The organism is Kineosporia sp. R_H_3, from assembly GCF_002198675.1.
Taxonomy (GTDB): Bacteria; Actinomycetota; Actinomycetes; order Actinomycetales; family Kineosporiaceae; genus R-H-3.
In genome coordinates this window covers 94,112-113,108 of record NZ_MWLL01000085.1, presented here as the reverse complement: position 1 = coordinate 113,108, position 18,997 = coordinate 94,112, and the positions used below count along the sequence as shown (strand labels likewise).

At 75.3% G+C, this 18,997-nt stretch carries 17 protein-coding genes; 4 read left to right on the top strand and 13 right to left on the bottom strand.

The genetic code is table 11. From position 1 onward, the window contains the following. Positions 1-22: 22 nt before the first annotated feature. The 3 genes from ECOMGDLI_RS36415 to ECOMGDLI_RS06580 all read right to left on the bottom strand — a co-directional run bounded on the left by ECOMGDLI_RS36415 (position 23) and on the right by ECOMGDLI_RS06580 (position 4,153). The gene (locus ECOMGDLI_RS36415; protein ID WP_088315289.1) at positions 23-2,263 is read right to left on the bottom strand and encodes an MMPL family transporter; all 2,241 of its coding nucleotides are present in this window, start codon (positions 2,261-2,263) and stop codon (positions 23-25) included. Positions 2,264-2,411: 148 nt separating this feature from the next. Beyond that, positions 2,412-3,710 carry an SLC13 family permease gene (locus ECOMGDLI_RS06585; RefSeq protein WP_088315287.1) on the bottom strand — a complete coding sequence of 433 codons (1,299 nt, stop codon included), beginning with the start codon at positions 3,708-3,710 and terminating at the stop codon, positions 2,412-2,414. Next, positions 3,707-4,153, bottom strand: a complete 447-nt coding sequence (locus ECOMGDLI_RS06580) for a CBS domain-containing protein (RefSeq protein WP_088315285.1) — start codon at positions 4,151-4,153, stop codon at positions 3,707-3,709. Before ECOMGDLI_RS06580 ends, ECOMGDLI_RS06585 begins: the two co-directional genes overlap by 4 nt. Positions 4,154-4,899: 746 nt before the next feature. Here ECOMGDLI_RS06580 and ECOMGDLI_RS06570 point away from each other — a divergent pair. Beyond that, the gene (locus ECOMGDLI_RS06570; protein WP_088315281.1) at positions 4,900-6,048 is read left to right on the top strand and encodes a diguanylate cyclase; all 1,149 of its coding nucleotides are present in this window, start codon (positions 4,900-4,902) and stop codon (positions 6,046-6,048) included. A gap of 13 nt (positions 6,049-6,061) precedes the next feature. On the opposite strand, the gene arsM is transcribed toward ECOMGDLI_RS06570, so the two are convergent. Continuing rightward, positions 6,062-6,958, bottom strand: coding sequence for an arsenite methyltransferase (gene arsM / locus ECOMGDLI_RS06565; RefSeq protein WP_088315278.1), 897 nt, complete (start codon positions 6,956-6,958; stop codon positions 6,062-6,064). Positions 6,959-7,072: 114 nt separating this feature from the next. Here arsM and ECOMGDLI_RS06560 point away from each other — a divergent pair, with 114 nt between their 5' ends. Beyond that, positions 7,073-7,426 (top strand): metalloregulator ArsR/SmtB family transcription factor, encoded by a 354-nt coding sequence (locus ECOMGDLI_RS06560; RefSeq protein ID WP_088315330.1) that lies wholly within the window; start codon positions 7,073-7,075, stop codon positions 7,424-7,426. Positions 7,427-7,479: 53 nt separating this feature from the next. Then, complete coding sequence (locus ECOMGDLI_RS06555; RefSeq protein WP_088315276.1) at positions 7,480-7,824, top strand: iron chaperone; 345 nt, start codon at positions 7,480-7,482, stop codon at positions 7,822-7,824. 1 nt (position 7,825) lies between these two features. On the opposite strand, the gene ECOMGDLI_RS06550 is transcribed toward ECOMGDLI_RS06555, so the two are convergent. Then, on the bottom strand, positions 7,826-8,665 hold the full coding sequence (locus ECOMGDLI_RS06550) for a DUF2510 domain-containing protein (RefSeq protein WP_088315274.1): 840 nt from the start codon (positions 8,663-8,665) through the stop codon (positions 7,826-7,828). 171 nt (positions 8,666-8,836) lie between these two features. On the opposite strand from ECOMGDLI_RS06550, the gene ECOMGDLI_RS06545 reads away from it, so the two are divergent. Continuing rightward, on the top strand, positions 8,837-10,492 hold the full coding sequence (locus ECOMGDLI_RS06545) for an FAD-binding dehydrogenase (protein ID WP_088315272.1): 1,656 nt from the start codon (positions 8,837-8,839) through the stop codon (positions 10,490-10,492). Between the two features lie 27 nt (positions 10,493-10,519). Here ECOMGDLI_RS06545 and ECOMGDLI_RS06540 read toward each other — a convergent pair whose 3' ends face one another. From ECOMGDLI_RS06540 to ECOMGDLI_RS06505, 8 genes are all read right to left on the bottom strand, one after another. Continuing rightward, positions 10,520-11,689, bottom strand: a complete 1,170-nt coding sequence (locus ECOMGDLI_RS06540; RefSeq protein WP_158220919.1) for an acyltransferase — start codon at positions 11,687-11,689, stop codon at positions 10,520-10,522. A gap of 163 nt (positions 11,690-11,852) precedes the next feature. Beyond that, positions 11,853-13,046, bottom strand: coding sequence for an EAL domain-containing protein (locus ECOMGDLI_RS06535; protein WP_088315268.1), 1,194 nt, complete (start codon positions 13,044-13,046; stop codon positions 11,853-11,855). A gap of 154 nt (positions 13,047-13,200) precedes the next feature. Further along, on the bottom strand, positions 13,201-13,497 hold the full coding sequence (locus tag ECOMGDLI_RS06530) for a hypothetical protein (RefSeq protein ID WP_088315267.1): 297 nt from the start codon (positions 13,495-13,497) through the stop codon (positions 13,201-13,203). Positions 13,498-13,546: 49 nt separating this feature from the next. Continuing rightward, positions 13,547-14,389, bottom strand: a complete 843-nt coding sequence (locus ECOMGDLI_RS06525) for a class I SAM-dependent methyltransferase (RefSeq protein WP_143447547.1) — start codon at positions 14,387-14,389, stop codon at positions 13,547-13,549. Positions 14,390-14,491: 102 nt separating this feature from the next. Next, positions 14,492-15,961, bottom strand: a complete 1,470-nt coding sequence (locus tag ECOMGDLI_RS06520; protein ID WP_088315263.1) for a cytosine permease — start codon at positions 15,959-15,961, stop codon at positions 14,492-14,494. Continuing rightward, the gene (locus ECOMGDLI_RS06515; RefSeq protein WP_088315261.1) at positions 15,958-16,830 is read right to left on the bottom strand and encodes a purine-nucleoside phosphorylase; all 873 of its coding nucleotides are present in this window, start codon (positions 16,828-16,830) and stop codon (positions 15,958-15,960) included. The genes ECOMGDLI_RS06520 and ECOMGDLI_RS06515 overlap by 4 nt, the downstream gene beginning before the upstream one ends. A 93-nt stretch (positions 16,831-16,923) precedes the next feature. Further along, positions 16,924-17,916 carry a PfkB family carbohydrate kinase gene (locus tag ECOMGDLI_RS06510; protein ID WP_088315259.1) on the bottom strand — a complete coding sequence of 331 codons (993 nt, stop codon included), beginning with the start codon at positions 17,914-17,916 and terminating at the stop codon, positions 16,924-16,926. After that, positions 17,913-18,944 (bottom strand): ADP-ribosylglycohydrolase family protein, encoded by a 1,032-nt coding sequence (locus tag ECOMGDLI_RS06505; protein WP_088315257.1) that lies wholly within the window; start codon positions 18,942-18,944, stop codon positions 17,913-17,915. Before ECOMGDLI_RS06505 ends, ECOMGDLI_RS06510 begins: the two co-directional genes overlap by 4 nt. Positions 18,945-18,997 lie beyond the last annotated feature (53 nt).

Below are 18,997 nucleotides of genomic sequence, written 5' to 3'. Positions count from 1 at the left end.
GTGCCACGGCGGCGGGCCGTGCTCACCGCCCGCCCGGGGCGACCCGGTCCCGGGGGTCCGGCAGGGTGACGTGCTCCCGGCGCGAGGTCGCGGCGGGGCCGGCGTGCGGCACAGGGGCCGCCAGCGGCAGCCAGCGCGGCAGCCACCAGGTGCGTTCCCCGAGGAGCGTGAGCAGCGACGGGAGGAGCACCGCCCGGACGACCGTGGCGTCGAGCAGGATGGCCACCGCGAGCCCTACGCCGAGCTGCTTGAACGTCGTCATCGAGAGCGTCCCGAAGACGGCGAAGACCGCGACCATGATGGTGGCGGCGCTCGTGACGACGCCGGCGGAGATCTTGATGCCGTGGGAGATCGCCTCCGTCGTGGGCATCCCGCGGTCGTACGCCTCCCTGATCCGGGAGACGACGAAGACGTGGTAGTCCATCGAGAGCCCGAAGAGGATGACGAACGAGAACAGCGGCACCCACGACTCGATGGCCCCGACCCCGCGGGCGCCGACGAGCCCGGCTCCCCACCCGTGCTGGAACACGGCCACCATGACGCCGAACGCGGCACCCATGGAGACGACGTTGAGGAACACCGACACCGCCGCGATCGTCACCGAGCGGAACGACACGAGCATGAGCAGGAACGCCAGGACGAGGACGAAGCTGATGACCGGCGCGATCGCCCGCTCGAGCTGGGCGTTGAAGTCCTGGGAGAACGCCAGGTTGCCGCTCACGTAGGCCTGGGCCCCCGGGACCCGGCCGAGGGTCGCCGGGACGACGTCCTCGCGCAGCGCCTCGAGGGCGCGTACCGAGGTGGCGTCGGTCCCGTCGCCCTGGAGCGGCACGGAGACCCGCACGACGTCCTGCGCGTCGTGGATGGCGACCTGGATCGGTTCGTGGACGAGGCCGGTGGCCAGCGCAGCCCGGCGGAACTCCTCCACCGCACCGGTGACGGCGGAGCCGGTCACGTCGGGGGCCTTGACGACGACGTCCGCCGGCGTGGGGCCGCCCGGGAACGCCGCGGTGATCCGGTGGTAGGACGTCATGACGCTCGCGTCCGCAGGCAGCAGCTTGTCCAGGCTGAGCCGCTCGGTGCGGATCCCCAGGACGGGCGTCGCGAGCACGAGGAGGAAGGCGAGGGCCGCCGCGGCCGACAGGACGGGGCGGGCCAGGACCCGGCCGAGGACGGCCGCCCAGACCCGGCTGCCCTCGTGCGGCCGGCGCATCCGGGCGAGCCCGGGGATCCGCCCCAGGTCGACGTGGTCGCCGAGCAGGGACAGCAGCGCGGGCAGCACCGTCACCGAACCGACGACCGCCACCAGGACGACGAGGATCGCCGCCACGGCGAACCCGTCGAACAGCAGCATCCCCGACAGGAACATGCCGGACATGGCGACGACCACGGTCAGGCCCGAGACGAGCACGGACCGGCCGGAGGTCGCGGCGGCGATCCGCAGTGCCTCGGCGGGCTCGACGCCCCGGGCCCGCTCCTCCCGTTCGCGGCGCAGGTAGAACATGCAGTAGTCGACACCGACCGCCAGGCCGACGAGCAGCATCACCGAGCTGGTGGAGTTGTCCACGTGCATCCGGTGGCTCACGAGGGCGAGGACGCCGTTCGCGGCGAGGAACGACGTCAGGGCCAGGCCGACCGGCAGGACGGCGGCCAGGAACGCCCCGAAGGCCACCAGGAGGATCCCGAGCGCCAGGGGCACCGCGGTCCACTCGGCCCGCCGGAAGTCCTTGCCGATCGTGTCGTTGAACCACAGGTTGGCGGTGCCGTCACCGAACTGGTCGATGCGCACCTGCGGGTGCGCGGCCCGGACGTCGTCGACGGCGTCGACGATCGGCTGGACCCGGTCGGCCGCCGTCATCGGGTCGCCGGCCATGGTGAGGTTCACGAGGACCGCGCGCTGGTCGGCGGACACGAGCTTCGCCGTGTACGGGTCGGTCCAGGTGGTGACCAGCCCCGTCGCCCGGACCGACGTCGCGAGGTCGGAGACGACGGCGCGGAACTGCGGGTCCCACACCGTCCCGGTGCCGGTGCTGACCAGGATCATCTCGGCGGCGGCGGCCTGCAGCCCTGCGTCGTCGAGGATCTGCATCGCACGGGCGGTGTCGCCCCTGGCGTACTCCTGCTCCGTCATCTGCTGCTGCCCGGCCCGGCTGCCGACGACCGAGGCGAGCAGGACCAGCACGACCCACCCCAGGACGGCCACCAGCCGGTGGCGCACGCTCCAGCCGCCGACCGTCGCAGCGATGCTTCTCGTCTCGGACACGTCCGGCTCCCTCCCCTGGTGCGCCGTACATCCACGTCATCGCTACACCCCGGGGAGCGGACGGCGGGAGCGACGGAGGTCCCGGACGCGGCTTCAGGGCCGGACGCGGACGAGGACCAGGATGACCGGGAGCACGACGAGGACGGGCTCAGGCGAGGACGAAGTAGCGCAGGACGACGTACGGCGTCGACAGGGCGATCGTCACGAAGGCGACGACGAGGCCGTACTTGGTGAAGCCCCAGAAGCCGATCTTGTAGCCGGCCTTCTCGGCGAGCCCCAGGACGACGACGTTGGCGGAGGCACCGACCGCGGTCGCGTTGCCGCCGAGGTCCGCACCGAGCGCGAGGGCCCACCACAGCGAACGGGCCTGCTCGCCGCCGCCCTCGGCCGCGACGAGCTCGGCGACGACAGGGCTCATCGTCGCGACGTACGGGATGTTGTCGACGACCCCGGAGATCGCGGCGGAGCCCCACAGCAGCCCGACCGACGCCCAGGCGAGGCGGCCCTCGGCGGCGTCGGCGGCGCTCGTCGCGACGGTGTCGATGGCACCGGTGTTGACCAGGGCACCGACCATGACGAACAGACCCGCGAAGAAGATGAGGGTGGGCCACTCGACCTCGCGGGCGACGTCCTCGGGGTCGAGCCGGGAGGCGGCCATGAGGACGAGCCCGCCGACGAGCGCGACGACGGACGGCTCGAGGTGGAGCACCGAGTGCAGGACGAACGCGACGGTGACGCCGACGAGGACGACGAGCCCGACGACGAGGAGGCGGCGGTCGCGGATGGCCTCCTTCTCGTCGAGCGCCATGATCGCCTCGACGCGTTCGGGGCGGTAGACGAAGGCCTTGCGGAACAGCACCCGGCACAGCCCGACGAAGACGACCATGAGGACGACGACGAGCGGGGCGAGGTGCACGAGGAAGTCGCCGTAGGTGAGGTCGGCGCGGCTGGCGATGATGATGTTCGGCGGGTCGCCGACGAGGGTCGCGGTGCCGCCGATGTTGCTCGCCATCGCCTCGGCGATGAGGTAAGGAGCGACGGCGACGCCGAGCCGCTCGCACACGAGGAACGTCACGGGCGCGATGAGCAGCACGGTCGTCACGTTGTCGAGCGCGGCGGAGGCGACGGCGGTGACGACGACGAGGATCACCATGACCCGGAACGGCTTGCCGCGGGCGCGTTTCACGGCCCAGATCGCGACGTACTCGAAGATCCCGGTGCGCTTGAGGACGCCGACGATGAGCATCATGCCGAGCAGCAGGAACAGCACGTTCCAGTCGATGCCGGCCTCGGGGGAGAAGAACGCCTCGTCGGCGTTCGTGGCCCCGACGAGCAGCATGAGGACGGCGCCGCCAAGAGCGACCTTGACCCGGTGGATCTTCTCGGTGGCGATGAGGACGTAGGCGACGGTGAAGATCGCGACGGCGACCCAGGCGAGCGTGGTCACGGGGCGAGCACCCGCTCGAGGAGCGCGTCGAGGGTGATGCCGCCGACGAGCGCCCCGCTGTCGTCGACGACGGCGACGAGCGGCGTGCGGGACCGGGCCATGAGCGCCGCGATCTCGAGCGCCGTCGCGTCGTCGTCGACGACCGGCAGCTCCCGGTACCGCTCGGGCAGCGCCTGGGCCACGGTGGCGTCGCCGAGCTGGTGGGCGAAGACGTCCGCCGCCGCCTCGTCGACGACGCGGGCCAGCGCCGGGTCGTTGATGCAGTACCGGGGGACGGCCATCGCGAGCACGTCCGTGCCCGCGAGCACGGTGAGCGGCCGGCCGGAGTCGTCGACGACGACGAGACCGGGGAGGTCCTGCTGGGCGAGGATCCGGGCGGCCTCGACGACACGCGTCGAACGGCTCACGGTGGGCAGGGGGACGGCGAGGTCACGGGCGCGCACTGGAACCTCCGGGTCGGGCGGGCATGGCGGGACGACCGCCGACCAGACTTCCCGGCACACCAGGGGGTCACGCTAGTGCAGCCGGACGGCGGCCACCCACCCAGCGCGCCGTCGGCGCCGGGCGGTCCCGCACGTGAGCCCTGCGCCGTCCGGGTGAAGCGGCGGCACCGGGCTCGTCACCGGGGCGCCGGCGACCGACGGGACGTCCGTGCGAGCCCGCCGGACCCTCACCGCAGCCGCCGCGGCCGTCGTCGTCGCGGCGGCGCTGCTCCCGGCGGTCGGTCCGGCCGCGGCGCGCCAGGTCTCCCGTGCGTCGGTGGAGTCCGTCGCCGGGGACGGCGTCGTCGCGCTGCAGAGCGAGGTGCTCGCGCTCGTCGCCCTCGAGGTGTGGCGTGCCCCCGTGCCGCAACGGCTCCAGGACGTCCACGACGAGTACGCGTCGTACGTCGACGGCCTCGACCGGCGGGCGCTCGTCGCGTGGGTGCTGTCGGCGGACGCCGACGGCGCGCGGGTCCTCGAGCGGCTCCGGGCCGGCGGCGCGCGCCCGGGCCCGGCCACGGTGGCCGCGCTCGGACCGCTGGGGTCCGCGGACCGGACGGCGCTGCGCGCGGGGCGCCCGCTGTCACTGGTCCCCGAGGACTACGTGCGCGCCCTGGACGAGCTCGACGACGTCGTCGGTCGCGCCGTCGGGCTCGTCGTCGGTCCCGCCGTCGGGCTCCGGGGCAGCCGACCGGTCGGGCACGGGTGTGCCCGCCGCGCTGCTCGGGCCGGCCGTTGCGCTCGCCGTCGTGGCGGCGTCCTTCGTGGCGCTGCGCCGGCGCCGACGCCCGGCCGGCACGGTGCTCTCCGCCCGCCACGTCGTCGGTCTGCTCGATGCCGGCCGCCTCCTCGGCGACGCCCGGGACGTCGCCGGGGTCGCGCAGGTCGCGGTCGCCGAGCTCGGGAGGATGCTGCGCGTCGAGGCCGTCGTGCTGCTGGCCGCCGACGGTCACCGCGGTGGCGGCCGGCAGGTGCTGGCCGATCCCCGGGGCTGCCTCGACGGTGCGCCGGAACCGGTGCCCGGGCTCCTCGCCAGGGTCGCCGCCACCGGGCAGGCGAGCCTGGAGGTGCTCGACGCCGACCCGTGCCTCGGCGACCGCGCGGTGCTCGCGGTCCCGGTGCTCGCCGGCGGGGAGGTCGTCGCGGTGCTGGCCGCCGTCCGACCGGCGGGGCAGCCGTTCGGCGTCGACGAGCTCCGGGTGGCGACCGAGCTCGCACCGCTCGTCGCCTCGGCCCTGCACGCCGCCGCCGCGCTCGAGACCGTGCGGACGCAGGCGACCCGCGACGCGCTGACCGGCCTGCCGAACCGGCGCAGCCTCGACCTCGACCTGCGGGCCGAGGTCGAGCTGAACGCCGGGCGCACCACGGCGGTCGTCATGGTGGACGTCGACCACTTCAAGAAGTTCAACGACCGCGAGGGGCACGCCGCCGGTGACGTGGCCCTCCAGGCGGTCGCACGGGTGCTCGCGTCGGCCGTCCGGGACCAGGACGGCGCCTACCGGTACGGCGGCGAGGAGTTCTGCCTGCTCGTCCGGCAGGTCACCGAGGCCGAGGTGCGCACCCTGCTCGACCGGGTGCTCGACGCCGTCCGCGCCGTCGACGTCCCCGGGGCGGTCGCCCAGCCCGCGGGCCACCTCTCGGTGTCGGCGGGGGTCGCCCTCGTCGAGACCGAGGACGCCGCCGTCGCCGTCCTGCGGGCCGACGAGGCGCTGTACCGGGCCAAGGAGCTGGGCCGGGACCGTTACGCGGTCGCCCCGCCGCTCGCCGGTCCGGGCGCTGCGCACCGGACCACCGCGCAACCGCCCGCCGCGGACCCGGCCGGACCGGACCCGTCGGACCGGCACGACCGGGTCTGAGCCCCGCGGCCGCTCAGGGCCGGGTGGCCCGGACGAAGGCGCTCGCGACCGCACCGTCGAGCGCGTCGACGACCCGCTCCGCCTCGGCCCCGGCCGGCAGCAGGTCGGCGGGCAGGGTCGCGGCGAGGTCGAGGACGTCCTGCCGGGAGTACGTCCGGGTCACCTCGACGCTCGCGTCGACGAAGCCGGCCGCGGTGAGCCCCGCGACGTAGTCGGTGTCACGCAGGGCCCCGGCGATGCAGCCGGTCCACAGCTGCATGAGGTGCCGAGCGGCCTCCGGGAGCGGCTTCAGGAGGACGACGTCGGAGACGGCGAACCGGCCGCCCGGGCGCAGCAGCCGGGCCGCCTCGGCGAGGACTGCGTCCTTGTCGGCGGCGAGGTTGATGACGCAGTTGGAGATGACGACGTCGACCGACGCGTCCGGCAGCGGCACGGCCTCGATCGTCCCAAGGAGGAACCGCGCGTTCTCCACCCCCGCCTCGGCCTGGTTGCGGCGGGCGAGGTCGAGCATCTCGGGGGTCATGTCCACCCCGTAGGCCGTGCCGCCGGGGGAGACCCGCCGGGCGGAGAGCAGGACGTCGAGCCCGCCGCCGGAGCCGAGGTCGAGGACGTCCTCACCGGGACGCAGGTCGGCCAGCGCGGTCGGGTTGCCGCACCCCAGGGACGCCGCGAGGGCGGCCTCGGACGTCTGCGCCGCCTCGTCGTCGTAGAGGTCGCGGGTGATGGCGTCCTTCCCGCCGCCGACGGCGGTGCCAGCGGCGGCAGCGGTGGTGCCGGCGTCGCCGCAGCACGACGGCGCGCAGCAGGCGTCGCCGTCCTGGCCGGACGCCGCGCGGGCCGCTGCGGCGTAGCGCTCACGGACGGCGGCGCGCAGCTCGTCGGCGTCCTGCGGGATCCGGGTGGTGCTCATGACGTCTCCTGACGACGGAGTCCGATATCGACGAACGTCGATATGACCATCCTCGTCCGCGCGGTGCCGCCGGTCAACCATCGACAGTCGTCGATGTCGTGCGACGATGGCCACATGGCCAAGCAGCTGCCCGTCCTCGAGCCCGCGGCGGTCGACTGCTGCGCCCCGCTCACCGAGGCCCCGCTGAACCCCGAGCAGGCCGACGTCCTCGCGCGCCGGCTCAAGGCGCTCGCCGACCCGGTGCGGCTGCGGCTCGTCTCGATCCTGCTCGCGAGCCCCGGGCAGGAGGCCTGCACCTGCGACCTCGTCGGGCCGCTCGGCATCGCCCAGCCGACCGTGTCGCACCACCTGAAGAAGCTCGCCGAGGCGGGCATCGTCTCCGGGGACCGCCGTGGTGTCTGGACCTACTACCGGGTGTCCACCGAGGCGATCAGCGCACTCCTCGGGATGCTCAGCCCGCTGCGGTAGGCGTTCGGCGGCAGACCGACCAGGGCCCTCGGGCGGCTGGCTACCCTCGTCGCATGGCTGACGTCGAGGACTACCTCGCCACCCTGGGCGCGGACGACCGGGCGGCGTTCGCGCGCGTCGTCGCCGTCGCGCGCGAGCTCGCCCCGGACGCCGAGGAGGGCACGAGCTACGGCATGGCGGCGCTGCGGTGGCACGGCAAGCCGCTGCTCGGGCTGCGGGCCGCGGCCAAGCACCTCGCCGTCTTCCCGTTCAGCCCGCAGGCCGTCGAGGCGGCGAGCGACCTGCTCGACGGGTTCGCGCTCTCGAAGGGCACGGTGCGGTTCACCGCCGCGAACCCGCTGTCGGACGACGCGGTGCGGGCACTCGTGCGGCACCGGATGGGTGAGATCGCCGGCTGACCTAGTGCGACTCGCAGGCGATGTCGTCGCCGTCGCGGTCACTCTCGGCGTTCGCGGCGTAGAGCGCGGTGCTCCGGACGAAGTCGGTGACGGGCGGGGCGCCGGTCGTGCGGTCGACCGCTCCCGGCTTGCCGACGCCGTGCGGGTAGTCGGCGTGCATCGCGGTGCAGTTCGCGTAGTCCTTGGCGGCCGGCTTCGTGGACGTCGTCGTCCTCGGCCGGGTGGACGTCGTCGACCTCGGCCTCGTGGTGCTCGCCTTCGCCCTCGTCGTGGTCGTCGTCCGCGGCTTCTTGCTCGTCGTGGTCGTCGTGGCCTCGGTCGTCGTCGGTGACGTCTTCTTCGCGGCCGCCTTCGTCGTCGTGCGGGACGTCGCCTTCGAGGCCGACGGCGCCGCCTTCGCCGTCGTCGACGACGTCTGCGTCGGGATCGCGGCGAGCGGCTGGATGCTGTCGGTCGTCGACGAGGCGGTCGGCGTCGAAGGCCCGCCGCCGAGCGAGGCGACGAGGGCGATGACGGCTGCGGCCGCGCCGGCGGCGAGCAGCACGGGAACGGCCTTGCGGCGCGGGGCCTTCGCGGACCCGGCGCCCTGCCGGGTGTGGCCCGGGACGCCCGCCGCCCGTCCGGGCGACCGGGGCAGCAGCTCGGCGAACGGCTCCTGCCCGAACGCCCGCTCCGGGACGAGGGGGACGACGGGGACGACCGGTGCGACCGGCGCGAGCGGGTCGCGGGCCTGGACCCCGTGCCGGCTCACGTGCTCGGTCCAGGCCGAGCCGTCCCAGAACCTCAGCTCGTAGCGCCCGTACGGGTCCGGAGCCCACTGCGGACCGGAGACCTGTGCCATGCCTGCCTCGCCTCGTCATCCCTCACGTCGGCGGACCTCGTCGTCCGACCGTGACGACGCTGCCACGCGCGGTGAGGCCCCGGGGGCCGGCCCGGAAAGGATGTCCGAATGGGGGAGACTCTCCGCCGAGGGCACGCCGGGCCCTCGGCAGCAGCGACCGACAGGAGAGACGTGGACGCCGACGCCGTCGTCGTGGGGGCGGGCCTCGCCGGGCTCGTCGCGGCCGCCGAGCTGGCGGACGCCGGCCGCCGGGTGCTGCTGCTCGACCAGGAGCCGGAGCAGAACCTCGGCGGCCAGGCGTTCTGGTCGCTCGGCGGGCTCTTCCTCGTGGACTCGCCGGAGCAGCGCCGGATGGGCGTCAGGGACTCGCTCGAGCTCGCCCTGCAGGACTGGGCGGGCTCCGCGCAGTTCGACCGCCCCGAGGACCACTGGCCGCGGCAGTGGGCGACCGCCTACGTGCACTTCGCCGCGGGGGAGAAGCGGGCCTGGCTCCGGCAGATGGGCCACCGGATCTTCCCCGTCGTCGGCTGGGCCGAGCGCGGTGACGGCCGGGCGGACGGGCACGGCAACTCGGTGCCCCGCTTCCACATCACGTGGGGGACCGGACCCGGGGTCGTCGCGCCGTTCGAGCGCCGGGTCCGCGAGCACGCGGCGACCGGGCGGATCCGGTTCTGCTTCCGGCACCGGGTCGACGGGCTCGTCACGTCCGGCCGCGCGGTGACCGGCGTCCGCGGTGCGCTCCTCGAGCCGTCGGACGCCGCTCGCGGCACGGCGTCGTCCCGCACCGAGGTCGGCTCCTTCGAGTACTCGGCGCAGGCCGTCCTCGTGACGTCCGGCGGGATCGGCGGCAACCACGACCTCGTCCGCGAGGCCTGGCCGGAGCGCCTCGGGACGCCCCCGCGCCGGATGGTCGCCGGCGTCCCCGCGCACGTCGACGGCCGGATGATCGCCATCACCACCGCGGCCGGCGGCACGGTCGTCAACCCGGACCGGATGTGGCACTACGTCGAGGGCCTGCGGAACTGGGACCCGATCTGGGACAACCACGGGATCCGGATCCTGCCCGGCCCGTCGTCGCTCTGGCTCGACGCCGCGGGGCGCCGCCTGCCCGCGCCGTTCTTCCCGGGGTTCGACACCCTCGGCACGCTGCGGCACCTGCGCTCGACGGGCTACGACTACTCGTGGTTCGTGCTCACGCAGAAGATCATCGAGAAGGAGTTCGCGCTCTCCGGCTCCGAGCAGAACCCCGACCTCACGGGCAAGGACGTCCGGCTGCTGCTCTCCCGGGTCCGCCCCGGCGCCCCCGGCCCCGTCGAGGCCTTCAAGCAGCACGGCGAGGACTTCGTCGTCGCCGACTCGCTCACCGACCTCGTCCGCGGGATGAACGCGCTCGCCGACCCGGAGGTCCCCGCGATCGACGAGAGCGCCCTGCGCGCGCTCGTCGAGGGGCGGGACCGCCAGTTGGCGAACCCCTTCGGCAAGGATGCCCAGGTGACCGCGATCCGCGGAGCGCGCGCCTACCGCGGCGACCGGCTCGTCCGGGTCGCGACGCCGCACCGGCTGCTCGACCCGAAGGCCGGCCCGCTCATCGCCGTCCGCCTCAACGTGCTGACCCGCAAGACGTTGGGCGGTCTGCACACCGACCTCGACGGCCGGGTCCTCGGGGCGGACGGCGCCCCGGTGCCCGGGCTCTACGCCGCGGGCGAGGTCAGCGGCTTCGGCGGGGGCGGCATGCACGGCTACAACGCGCTCGAGGGCACGTTCCTCGGCGGCTGCCTGTTCTCGGGCCGGACGGCGGGACGCGCCGCCGCGGCACAGGTCGGTTGACCGACCGGCCCGCCACGGAGCGAGCCGCTACCGGACCGAGCCGGCGTCGACCTCGACCTTGGCCGCCGCAGCGGTGTGCCCCTGCTGCTGGGGGAGCGGCGCGTGCGGAGCGGAGGCCGTGAGCCGTCGCCGTGCCCAGTCCCGCACGGGGCTCTCGAGGTAGCGGCTCGACAGGGCGGCCGCGCCGATCGTCAGCGGCACGCACACGAGCAGGTCGGTGACGGGACCGGCGCCGAAGTAGTGGCCGGCCACCTTGAAGATCGGCGACTGGAACAGGTAGACGCCGTAGGACACCGTGCCGAGCCAGGCGAGCGGTGCCCACTCCAGCGCCCGGACCAGCGCGGACCCCTGCGAGAGGTAGACGCCCAGCACGAGCAGGCAGGACGTCAGGCCGGCGGCGAGGAGCTGGAGCGTGAAGCCCTCGCTGCGGGGGACGACGCCGGCGTAGGCCATGACCGCGGCCAGCCCGAGCAGGCCGAGCGGGGCGAGCACCGGTGCCGCCGGACGCAGGACGCCGCCGACGCGACCGCCGACCAGCCGGTCGAGCTGACGCCCGGGCCCGTGGCCCGCGCGCGAGAACACGAGGGCGGCGGCCGCAGCCCCGAGGAGCAGCTCGAAGACCCGCGTGTGCGGCGCGAAGTACGCGACCGGGACCCCCTTGTCGAAGACGGTGCGCCCGGAGCCCAGCAGGGTCGCGAGGAAGGAGAGGGTCGCGCCGCCGAGGGCGGCCGCGAGCACGAACCGGCGCCGGCCGCGGAGGAGGACGACGACGAGCGGCCACAGCAGGTAGAAGTGCTCCTCCACGGCGAGGCTCCACGTGTGGGTGAGGCGCCCGTAGGCGTGCCCCGACACGAGGATCGCGACGTCCGAGAGGTAGGTCAGGGCGACCGCGGCCGTCACGACGTAGCCCTCGGCGTCACCCTTGTAGCCGAGGTACCCGGCGAACGGGATGCAGGCCACGACCATGACGAGCAGCGCCGGGTAGAGCCGCGCGGCCCGCCGGACGTAGAAGTCGGCGATGGCGATGCGGCGGGTGCGTGCGTGCTCGCGCATGAGCAGGGTCGTGATGAGGAACCCGGACAGCACGAAGAACAGGTCGACGCCGATCCAGCCGCCGCCGACGAGGTCGATGTGGAAGAGCAGGACGGCGAGGACGGCGATGGCACGCAGACCGTCGAAACCCTTGACCCGTGCCACGCAGCTCCCTCGTCCGTTGCGGCCTGCGACGGCCGGCCTGTGAATCGACTGGAAGATTACTGAAGGTGAGCCGCCGGCCTCCCCCGATCGGGCGCAAAGGCACCTTCGATGTGATCCGTCCAACACGGTCCGCGACACCGGTCCTGCGGCCAGGACCGCGGTGTCAGTGCCAGGCGGACGCCGGCGCGGGCCGGCCGAGCAGCCAGCCCTGGCCCCACCGGACCCCGAGACCCGCGAGCACCTCGGTCTGCGCCGGCGTCTCGACGCCCTCGGCGACGACCTGGGCGCCGATGTCGTCGGCGAACGCGACGAGCGCCGCGGCGAGGGCCCGGCGGGCCGGGTCGGCGTCGATCCCGGTCACGAGGGAGATGTCGAGCTTGATGATGTCCGGGTGCAGGTGCAGCAGGTGGCGCAGCCCGGCGAACCCGGCGCCGGTGTCGTCGAGCGCGAGCAGCGCACCCGCCTCGCGCAGCGGTGCGAAGGCGGCGGCGAGGGCGTCGTAGTCCGACACCGGCACGTGCTCGGTGAGCTCGACGACGACCGGCGAGCCGCGCAGCGTCCCGGGCACGAGCGCGACCTCGTGGAGCCGGCCGCCGACGAGCGTCGCGGGGGAGACGTTGAGCGCGACGAACCCCTCCTGCGGCAGCTGCGGCGTCTGCGAGACGGCGTGGTGCGCCGCGGCGAGCTCGAGGTCGGCCGCGAGCCCGACGCCCTCGGCCTCCGAGAACCACGTCGCGGTGTCGGGCGTGCCGGGGGCGAAGCGGGCCAGCGCCTCGTAGCCGACCACGGCGCTGTCGGCGAGGTCGACGACGGGCTGGAAGACGGTGCTGAGGTCGCCGCCGGACAGCACGGCGCCGATCCGCTCCCGGGTGTCGACCTCGCTGCCCGGCCCGCCGCCGGGCACGCCGATCGCGCGCTCGAGGTCGGCGTCGGCGTCGCCGAGGCGTCGCTGCAGGGTCCGGTGCAGCTCGCCGGCCTCGAGCAGGTTGCGCACCCGCAGCGTGATCTCGGTGCCGTTGAAGGGTTTCGTGACGAAGTCCGTCGCGCCGCGGGCCAGGGCGGCCTCGAGGGCGGGCGCCGTCGGGTCGGACGTGAGGACGACGACCGGCAGGTAGGCGCCGGCCGCCCACCGGCGCAGCCCGTCGAGGACGGCGAGGCTGTCGACCCAGGGCATCTCGAGGTCGAGCAGCACGAGGTCCGGTGCGAGGCCGTCGAGCCGGCACAGTGCGCGGCGGGCGTCCTGCTCGAGATGGAGGTTGTGCAGTCCGCGTCTCGTGAGGAGACGTCCCAGCAGTGCGAGGTCGGCCGCTTCGTCGTCGACGACGAGCACGGACGCGGCCGCGAAGTCCTGCAGCATGGCGGCGCTCCTGACCGGGGCCGGGGCGCCTGCGATGACCGACGGCTGCTCGACGGTTGTTCGACGACCGTGCCCGATTAGTTCGGTAGGAACCTTTTAGCATGGTCGAAGAACGGGGCCCGCGCCAGAACCGCGCAGACCTTTTGCGGACTTCTCACACCGCGGGCGGGGCGCCGTCGCCGGAGCCCGCCGCCCGGCCCGGACCGGTCGCCCCCGGGCGCCCCGGCAGGCTCCCCCAGTAGGCGAGGAGCGGACCGGCGATGCACAGCCACGTGAGCAGCGTCCAGTCCTCGCCGAGGAGGCGGCCGAGCGCGTAACCGCCGACCCCGAGGCCGAACAACGCGTACCCGCCGCCGCTCGCCCGCTCGGCGGGACCGCGCAGCGCGACGCGTGCGCCGTACCCGACGACCGCGAGCCCGGCGACGACGAGGACCACCCAGAGCACCGTCACGACGCACCTCCGCCGGTGAGCCTAACGACCGACGGGCGTGGCCGGCGGGTCAGGCCGCGGGGGAGCGGGCCCCGGCGACGAGCAGGTGGAACGGCACGGACCTGCCGGCCGCCCCGCCGAGCGCACCGACGACCTGCTCGACGACGTCGTGGACGGCCTCGTCGCCGGCACCGCGGAAGGCCGCGGCCATCGGGGTCGAGGCGAGGTGCCGGGGCACGAACGTCGTGAGGTCGCCGAGGGTGACGTCGAGGGTGACGTTCTCCACCGCGATGTCCTCGAACCCGCCGGCGCGCAGGGCGCCCCACAGCTCCGGGGCGGAGCCGAGCGTGCAGGCCGACGTGAGGTGGGTCGCGACCTGGGGGCCCATCGTGCGGTCGATCGCGCGTGCGAGGGCGTCGAAGTACGGGTTCTCCTCGATCGAGGCCCAGGTGCCGACGGCGGCCCGGCCGCCGGGCACGAGCACCCGGACCATCTGTGCGCAGGCCCGGGCCCGCTCCGGCACGAACTGCAGCGTGTTCGCGCACACGACGACGTCGACGCAGTGGTCGCGCAGCGGCAGCTGGCGGGCGTCCCCCTCGCGCAGGTCCACCGGCGCTGCACCGTCGTGCGGGCCGAGCACCTCGCGGGCGACGTCGAGCATGTAGCGGTTGACGTCGACCGCGACGATGCGGCCGGTGGCACCGAGCCGGTCGCGCGCGGCCGCCGCCGCTGCTCCCGTGCCGCAGCCGACGTCGAGCACCGTCTCGGAACCGCTCGGGGCGGCCCGCTCGACGACGGCCTGGGCGGCCGGTCCGAGGTAGGCGGGGACGAGCACCTGCGCGTAGTGCTGTGCGGCGTCCCGTGCGAGCTGCCACTGGAGTGCGGTCATGGCGCTCTTCGACGACGTCGTCACGAGGCCACCCCCTTCGTGCGGGTCCGGTGCCGCGACGCTACCGCCGCCGGGCACCCGCGCGAGAGGACCCTTCGTACCTCGTTCGTCACACCGGGCGTGCGCTCAGGCGCGGTCCTCCTGGCGGCGAACCGCGCCGGACGACAGCGCCGCGTACCCGGCCGCGCCGAGGACGATCGCGACGAGGACGCCGACGTTCGCGAACGCCCAGGCGCCGTCGGCCTTCGAGCCGAGCCCGAGCGGCTCGAGCAGGTAGCCCTGCCACCCCAGCCAGCCTGCGTACGTGTTCGTCACGAGGCCCCAGCCGACGACCGTCGCCACGACCATCGTCGCGACGGCCGGTGCGTTGACCGTGCCGTAGCGGCCCCGCGGCTCGAACAGCTCGGCCTCGGCGTAGTCCCGGCGGCGCAGGAAGAGGTCGGCGAGGAAGATCCCGCACCAGGCGGCGATCGGCACCCCGAGCGTGATGAGGAAGCCCTGGAACGGGAAGAAGAAGCTGTCGGCGACCCAGACGAAGTACACGGTGCCGATGACCATGATCACGCCGTCGATGCCGGCCGCGGCCCAGCGCGGGACCTTGAGCCCGAGGGTGAGCAGCGCCAGGCCCGAGGAGTAGATGTCGAGGACGGCGCCGCCGATGAGACCGCCGATCGCGACGAGGGCGAACGGCACGAGGTACCAGGTCGGCAGGATCGTCGTGAGGCCGCCGACCGGGTCGCTGCCGATGGCCTCCGCGAGCGTCGGGTCGCTGCCCGCGAGGAGCAGCCCGTACAGGACGAGCACGAGCGGGGCGACGCTCGCGCCGACGGTCGTCCACGCGACGACGCCGCGGCCCGACGCGGCGCGCGGCAGGTAGCGCGAGTAGTCGCCGCCGGAGTTCACCCAGCCGAGCCCGAACCCGGTCATGACGAAGACGAGGGCGCCGACGAAGGTCTGCGTCGAGCCGTGCGGGATCGCGCCGACCGTGGACCACTCGACGTGGTCGAGGGTGAGGACGACGTACCCGACCGTGAGGACGGCGAGCGCGACGGTGAGGATCGTCTGCAGCCGCATGATGACGTCGAAGCCGAAGACGCCCGCGAACACGATGACCGCCGCGACGACGAGGAAGGCGAGCACCTTCGTCACGTTCCCGTCGCCCCAGCCGAGGCGGCCGAAGACCGTGGCCGTCGCAAGGGTCGCGAGCGCGCAGAGCACGGTCTCCCAGCCGACGAGCAGCAGGTAGGAGACGGCCGCGGGCAGCGAGTTGCCGCGGACCCCGAACGCCGCGCGCGAGGTGATCATCGTCGGGGCGGACCCGCGCTTGCCGGACAGGGAGACGAGCCCGACGAGGAGGAACGACACGACGATCCCGACGAGCCCGGCGACGAGCGCCTGGGCGAACGAGACGCCGAAGCCGAGGATGTACGTGCCGTAGCCGATGCCGAGCACCGAGATGTTTGCGGCGCACCACGGCCAGAAGAGGTCGCGCGGGGTGCCCTTGCGCTCGGACTCCGCGATGACGTTGATGCCGTTCTGCTCGACGCCGCCCGCGGTCACGGTCGGGCCGGCGGCGACGCTGCCGGGTTCGGTCATGGCGTGCTCTCCCTCCCGGCCGTGGTGCCGGCCGGCGTCAGGTCGGTCGCCCCGGTGAGCACCGTGGCGATGACACCCCCCAACCGGGTGGCGGCGGCTGCCGCGACCCGGACGACCTCCTCGCCGTCGATGACCTCACCGGTCGCCTCGACGGTCGTCACGACGGACAGCCCGAGCAGCTCCAGGCCGGCCTCCCGGGCCGCGATGGCCTCGGGCACGGTCGACATGCCGACGACGTCCGCCCCGAGCGTGCGGAGCATGAGCGCCTCGGCGACGGTCTCGTAGTGCGGGCCGCGGAGCATGGCGTAGACGCCCTCGACGAGGTCGGGGTCCGCGGCGAGCGCCCGCCCGCGCCAGCGCGGGGACCAGGCGTCGGTGAGGTCGACGAAGCGCGGCCCGACGAGCGGCGTCGCGTCGGCGAGGTTCAGGTGGTCGCGCAGGACGACCCCGGTGCCCGTGCCCCACTCCGGGCGCAGCGAGCCGTTCGCGTTGGTCAGGACGGCGAGCCGGCAGCCCGCGGCCGCCGCGGTCCGGACGGCGTGCACGACCTGGGCGGCGCCGCGCCCCTCGTACAGGTGCGTGCGGCCGAGGAACGTCAGCACCCGCAGGCCGCCGAGCACGGACGACCGGACCTGCCCGACGTGGCCCTCGGCGACGACCGGCACGAAGCCCGGCAGGTCGGTGACGTCGACCTCGACGGGGGCGCTGCCCGGGTCGGCGAGGGCGCGCGCCGCACCGGCCCAGCCGGAGCCGAGGACGACGACGACGTCGTGCTTCTCGACGCCGGTCGCGACGGCGAGGGCGCGCGCGGCGTCGCGCGCGGCGCCGTACGGGTCGGCGGCCACGGCGGGGGAGGGACCGGCGGGCACGGCGTGAACGTAGCAGCGGGCACCGACGAGGACGAGACCGGCCGACGACCCGGCCGACGACCCGGCCGACGACCCGGCCGACAGTCTGTGCGGTCAGGCTCCCGGCACGCGCAGGTCCGCACCGTCGGCCAGGTCGGCGTCGGTGGGGCCGCTGTTCGCACCCGGCCGCGTGACGGAGACGGCCGCCGCGGCGTTCGCGAGGGCCGCCGCGGCCGGCAGCGCGAGCCCGCGCGACAGCCCGGCGACGAGAGCGCCGGTGTGGACGTCGCCCGCGCCGTTCGTGTCGACGACCGGCCCGGGGGCCGGGACGCCGGGGACGGTGACGACCGGGCCGCCCGGGAGCCGGACCCGGGCGCCGTGCGCCCCGGCCCGGAGCACGACGGCCGCCCCGGCGGGCAGCCCCGGGGCGTGCAGGTCGTCGTCCAGGCCGAGCACCTCGGCCTCGGCGCGGGACAGCGTGACGAGGTCGAGCCGGGCGAGGACCGCGGCCAGCAGGGCGGCGGGCACGTCGGCGACGAGGGGACCGGGGTCGAGGACGACGAGCGGCCCGCCCGCGGGCCCGGCGGGCGGCAGCCCCGCGACGAACGCCGCGACCGCCGGGCCGGCGTCCGGGTAGGCGAGGTCGTACCCGGAGACGTAGAGCGCGTCCCGGTCGTGCAGCCGCAGCGTCGCGAGCCGGTCGCCGCGCTGCCGGGCCTCGGCCCCGGGCACGGTGACGAAGGTGCGCTCGCCGTCCGGCTCGACCATCGCCAGGCACCAGCCGGTGTCGGCGCCGGGGGCGGGCACGAGGAGCGGCACGACGCGGTCGGCGGCCAGGGCCGCCCGCACGCTGTCGCCGTTCGGGCCGGTGCCGTGCGGCCCCGCGTACGCGGCGGGCAGTCGCAGCCGGGCCGCCGCGGCCAGCGCGTTGAGGCCGCCGCCCGCCGCCCGGCCGGCGTCGTCCGCGACGACGTCACCGCCGCGCTCGGGGAGCGCGGGGAGCCGGACGGCGACGTCCACGAGGATGCTCGCGAGGCCGACGAGGCGGGTCGGGCGCAGCAGCGGGGTGCCGGCCGCGGTCCACGCCACCGGGGTGCCGGCGCTCATCGCGCCGCGCGCAGGGCGAGCAGCCCCTCGACGAGCGGGCCGAGGTCGAGCCCGTTGACCGCGACGACCTGCGCGACGACGTCGGGCGGCAGGGCCGCCGTCCCGGTGCAGGCCGCGACGCAGGCGCCGGCCATCGCCGCGACCGTGTCGGCGTCACCGCCGAGCCGGGCCCCGAACCACGCGGCCCGCCACGGGTCGCCGGCCGCGAGCGCCGCGACGGCGAACGCCGCGGGCACCGACTCGTGCGTGGCGAGCGTCGTCCCGACCCGGGTCGCGACGGCGTCGAGGAGCGCGCTCCCGCCGTCCGCCGCCGGCCGTCCGCCGCGGGCACCGGACCGGACCAGGGCGAGCGCGGCCTCGATCCGCCCGGCCACGTCCTGGTCGTCCGGCCGCGCACCCCGCAGGCCGGCCTCGCGGGCGGCCCGGACCGCGAGCGGCAGTGCCGCGTCGAACGCGGCGCCGTCCACCCCGGCGGCCACGACGGCGGCGACCGCCGCGGCACCGGCGTGCGCCGTCCCGGTGTCGTGCGTGACCTGCCCGGCCGCGACGACGGCGTCGACGAGCGCGGCGAGCGGCTCCGGCGGGGTCGCGACCCCGACCGGTGCGACCCGCATCGCCGCACCGTTCGTCGTGCCGGCGCGCCCCGTCGTCGCCGGGTCGGCGCCGCCGCGGACGGCGAGCAGCGCGGCCTTCGTCGAAGGGCCGAGCAGGTCGAGCGAACCGCGGGCGGCCATCGCGGTCTCCCAGCCGAGGAGCCGGTCGGCGAGGTCGTGCGGGTCGACCCGGCCGTGGCCGTCGACGAGGAGGCGGGCGAGCAGGAGCGCCTGCGCGGTGTCGTCGGTGACCGACCCGGCCGCCAGGCCCGGGCAGACCGGGTTGTCGGCCGGGCCCTCGAGCAGGACCGGGCCGGCACCGAGCAGCTGCTCGGCGCGGGCCCGGGACAGCTCCTGCGTCGGCATCCCCAGGGCGTCGCCGACGGCGAGGCCGAGGAGCGCGGCGAGGGCGCGGTCGTGCCGGGAGGCGTCCACGGGGCGCAGTGTGGCAGGCCGGGCGCGCGGACGGGCCGCCGCACCGGGGTGCG

Coding starts and splice junctions, on each gene's coding strand:
- ECOMGDLI_RS06520 (WP_088315263.1), bottom strand. CDS start 15,961: ATGACCGAACCCGGCAGCGTCGCCGCCGGCCCGACCGTGACCGCGGGC.
- arsM (WP_088315278.1), bottom strand. CDS start 6,958: ATGAGCACCACCCGGATCCCGCAGGACGCCGACGAGCTGCGCGCCGCC.
- ECOMGDLI_RS06555 (WP_088315276.1), top strand. CDS start 7,480: ATGGCTGACGTCGAGGACTACCTCGCCACCCTGGGCGCGGACGACCGG.
- ECOMGDLI_RS06535 (WP_088315268.1), bottom strand. CDS start 13,046: ATGCTGCAGGACTTCGCGGCCGCGTCCGTGCTCGTCGTCGACGACGAA.
- ECOMGDLI_RS06560 (WP_088315330.1), top strand. CDS start 7,073: ATGGCCAAGCAGCTGCCCGTCCTCGAGCCCGCGGCGGTCGACTGCTGC.
- ECOMGDLI_RS06510 (WP_088315259.1), bottom strand. CDS start 17,916: ATGAGCGCCGGCACCCCGGTGGCGTGGACCGCGGCCGGCACCCCGCTG.
- ECOMGDLI_RS06550 (WP_088315274.1), bottom strand. CDS start 8,665: ATGGCACAGGTCTCCGGTCCGCAGTGGGCTCCGGACCCGTACGGGCGC.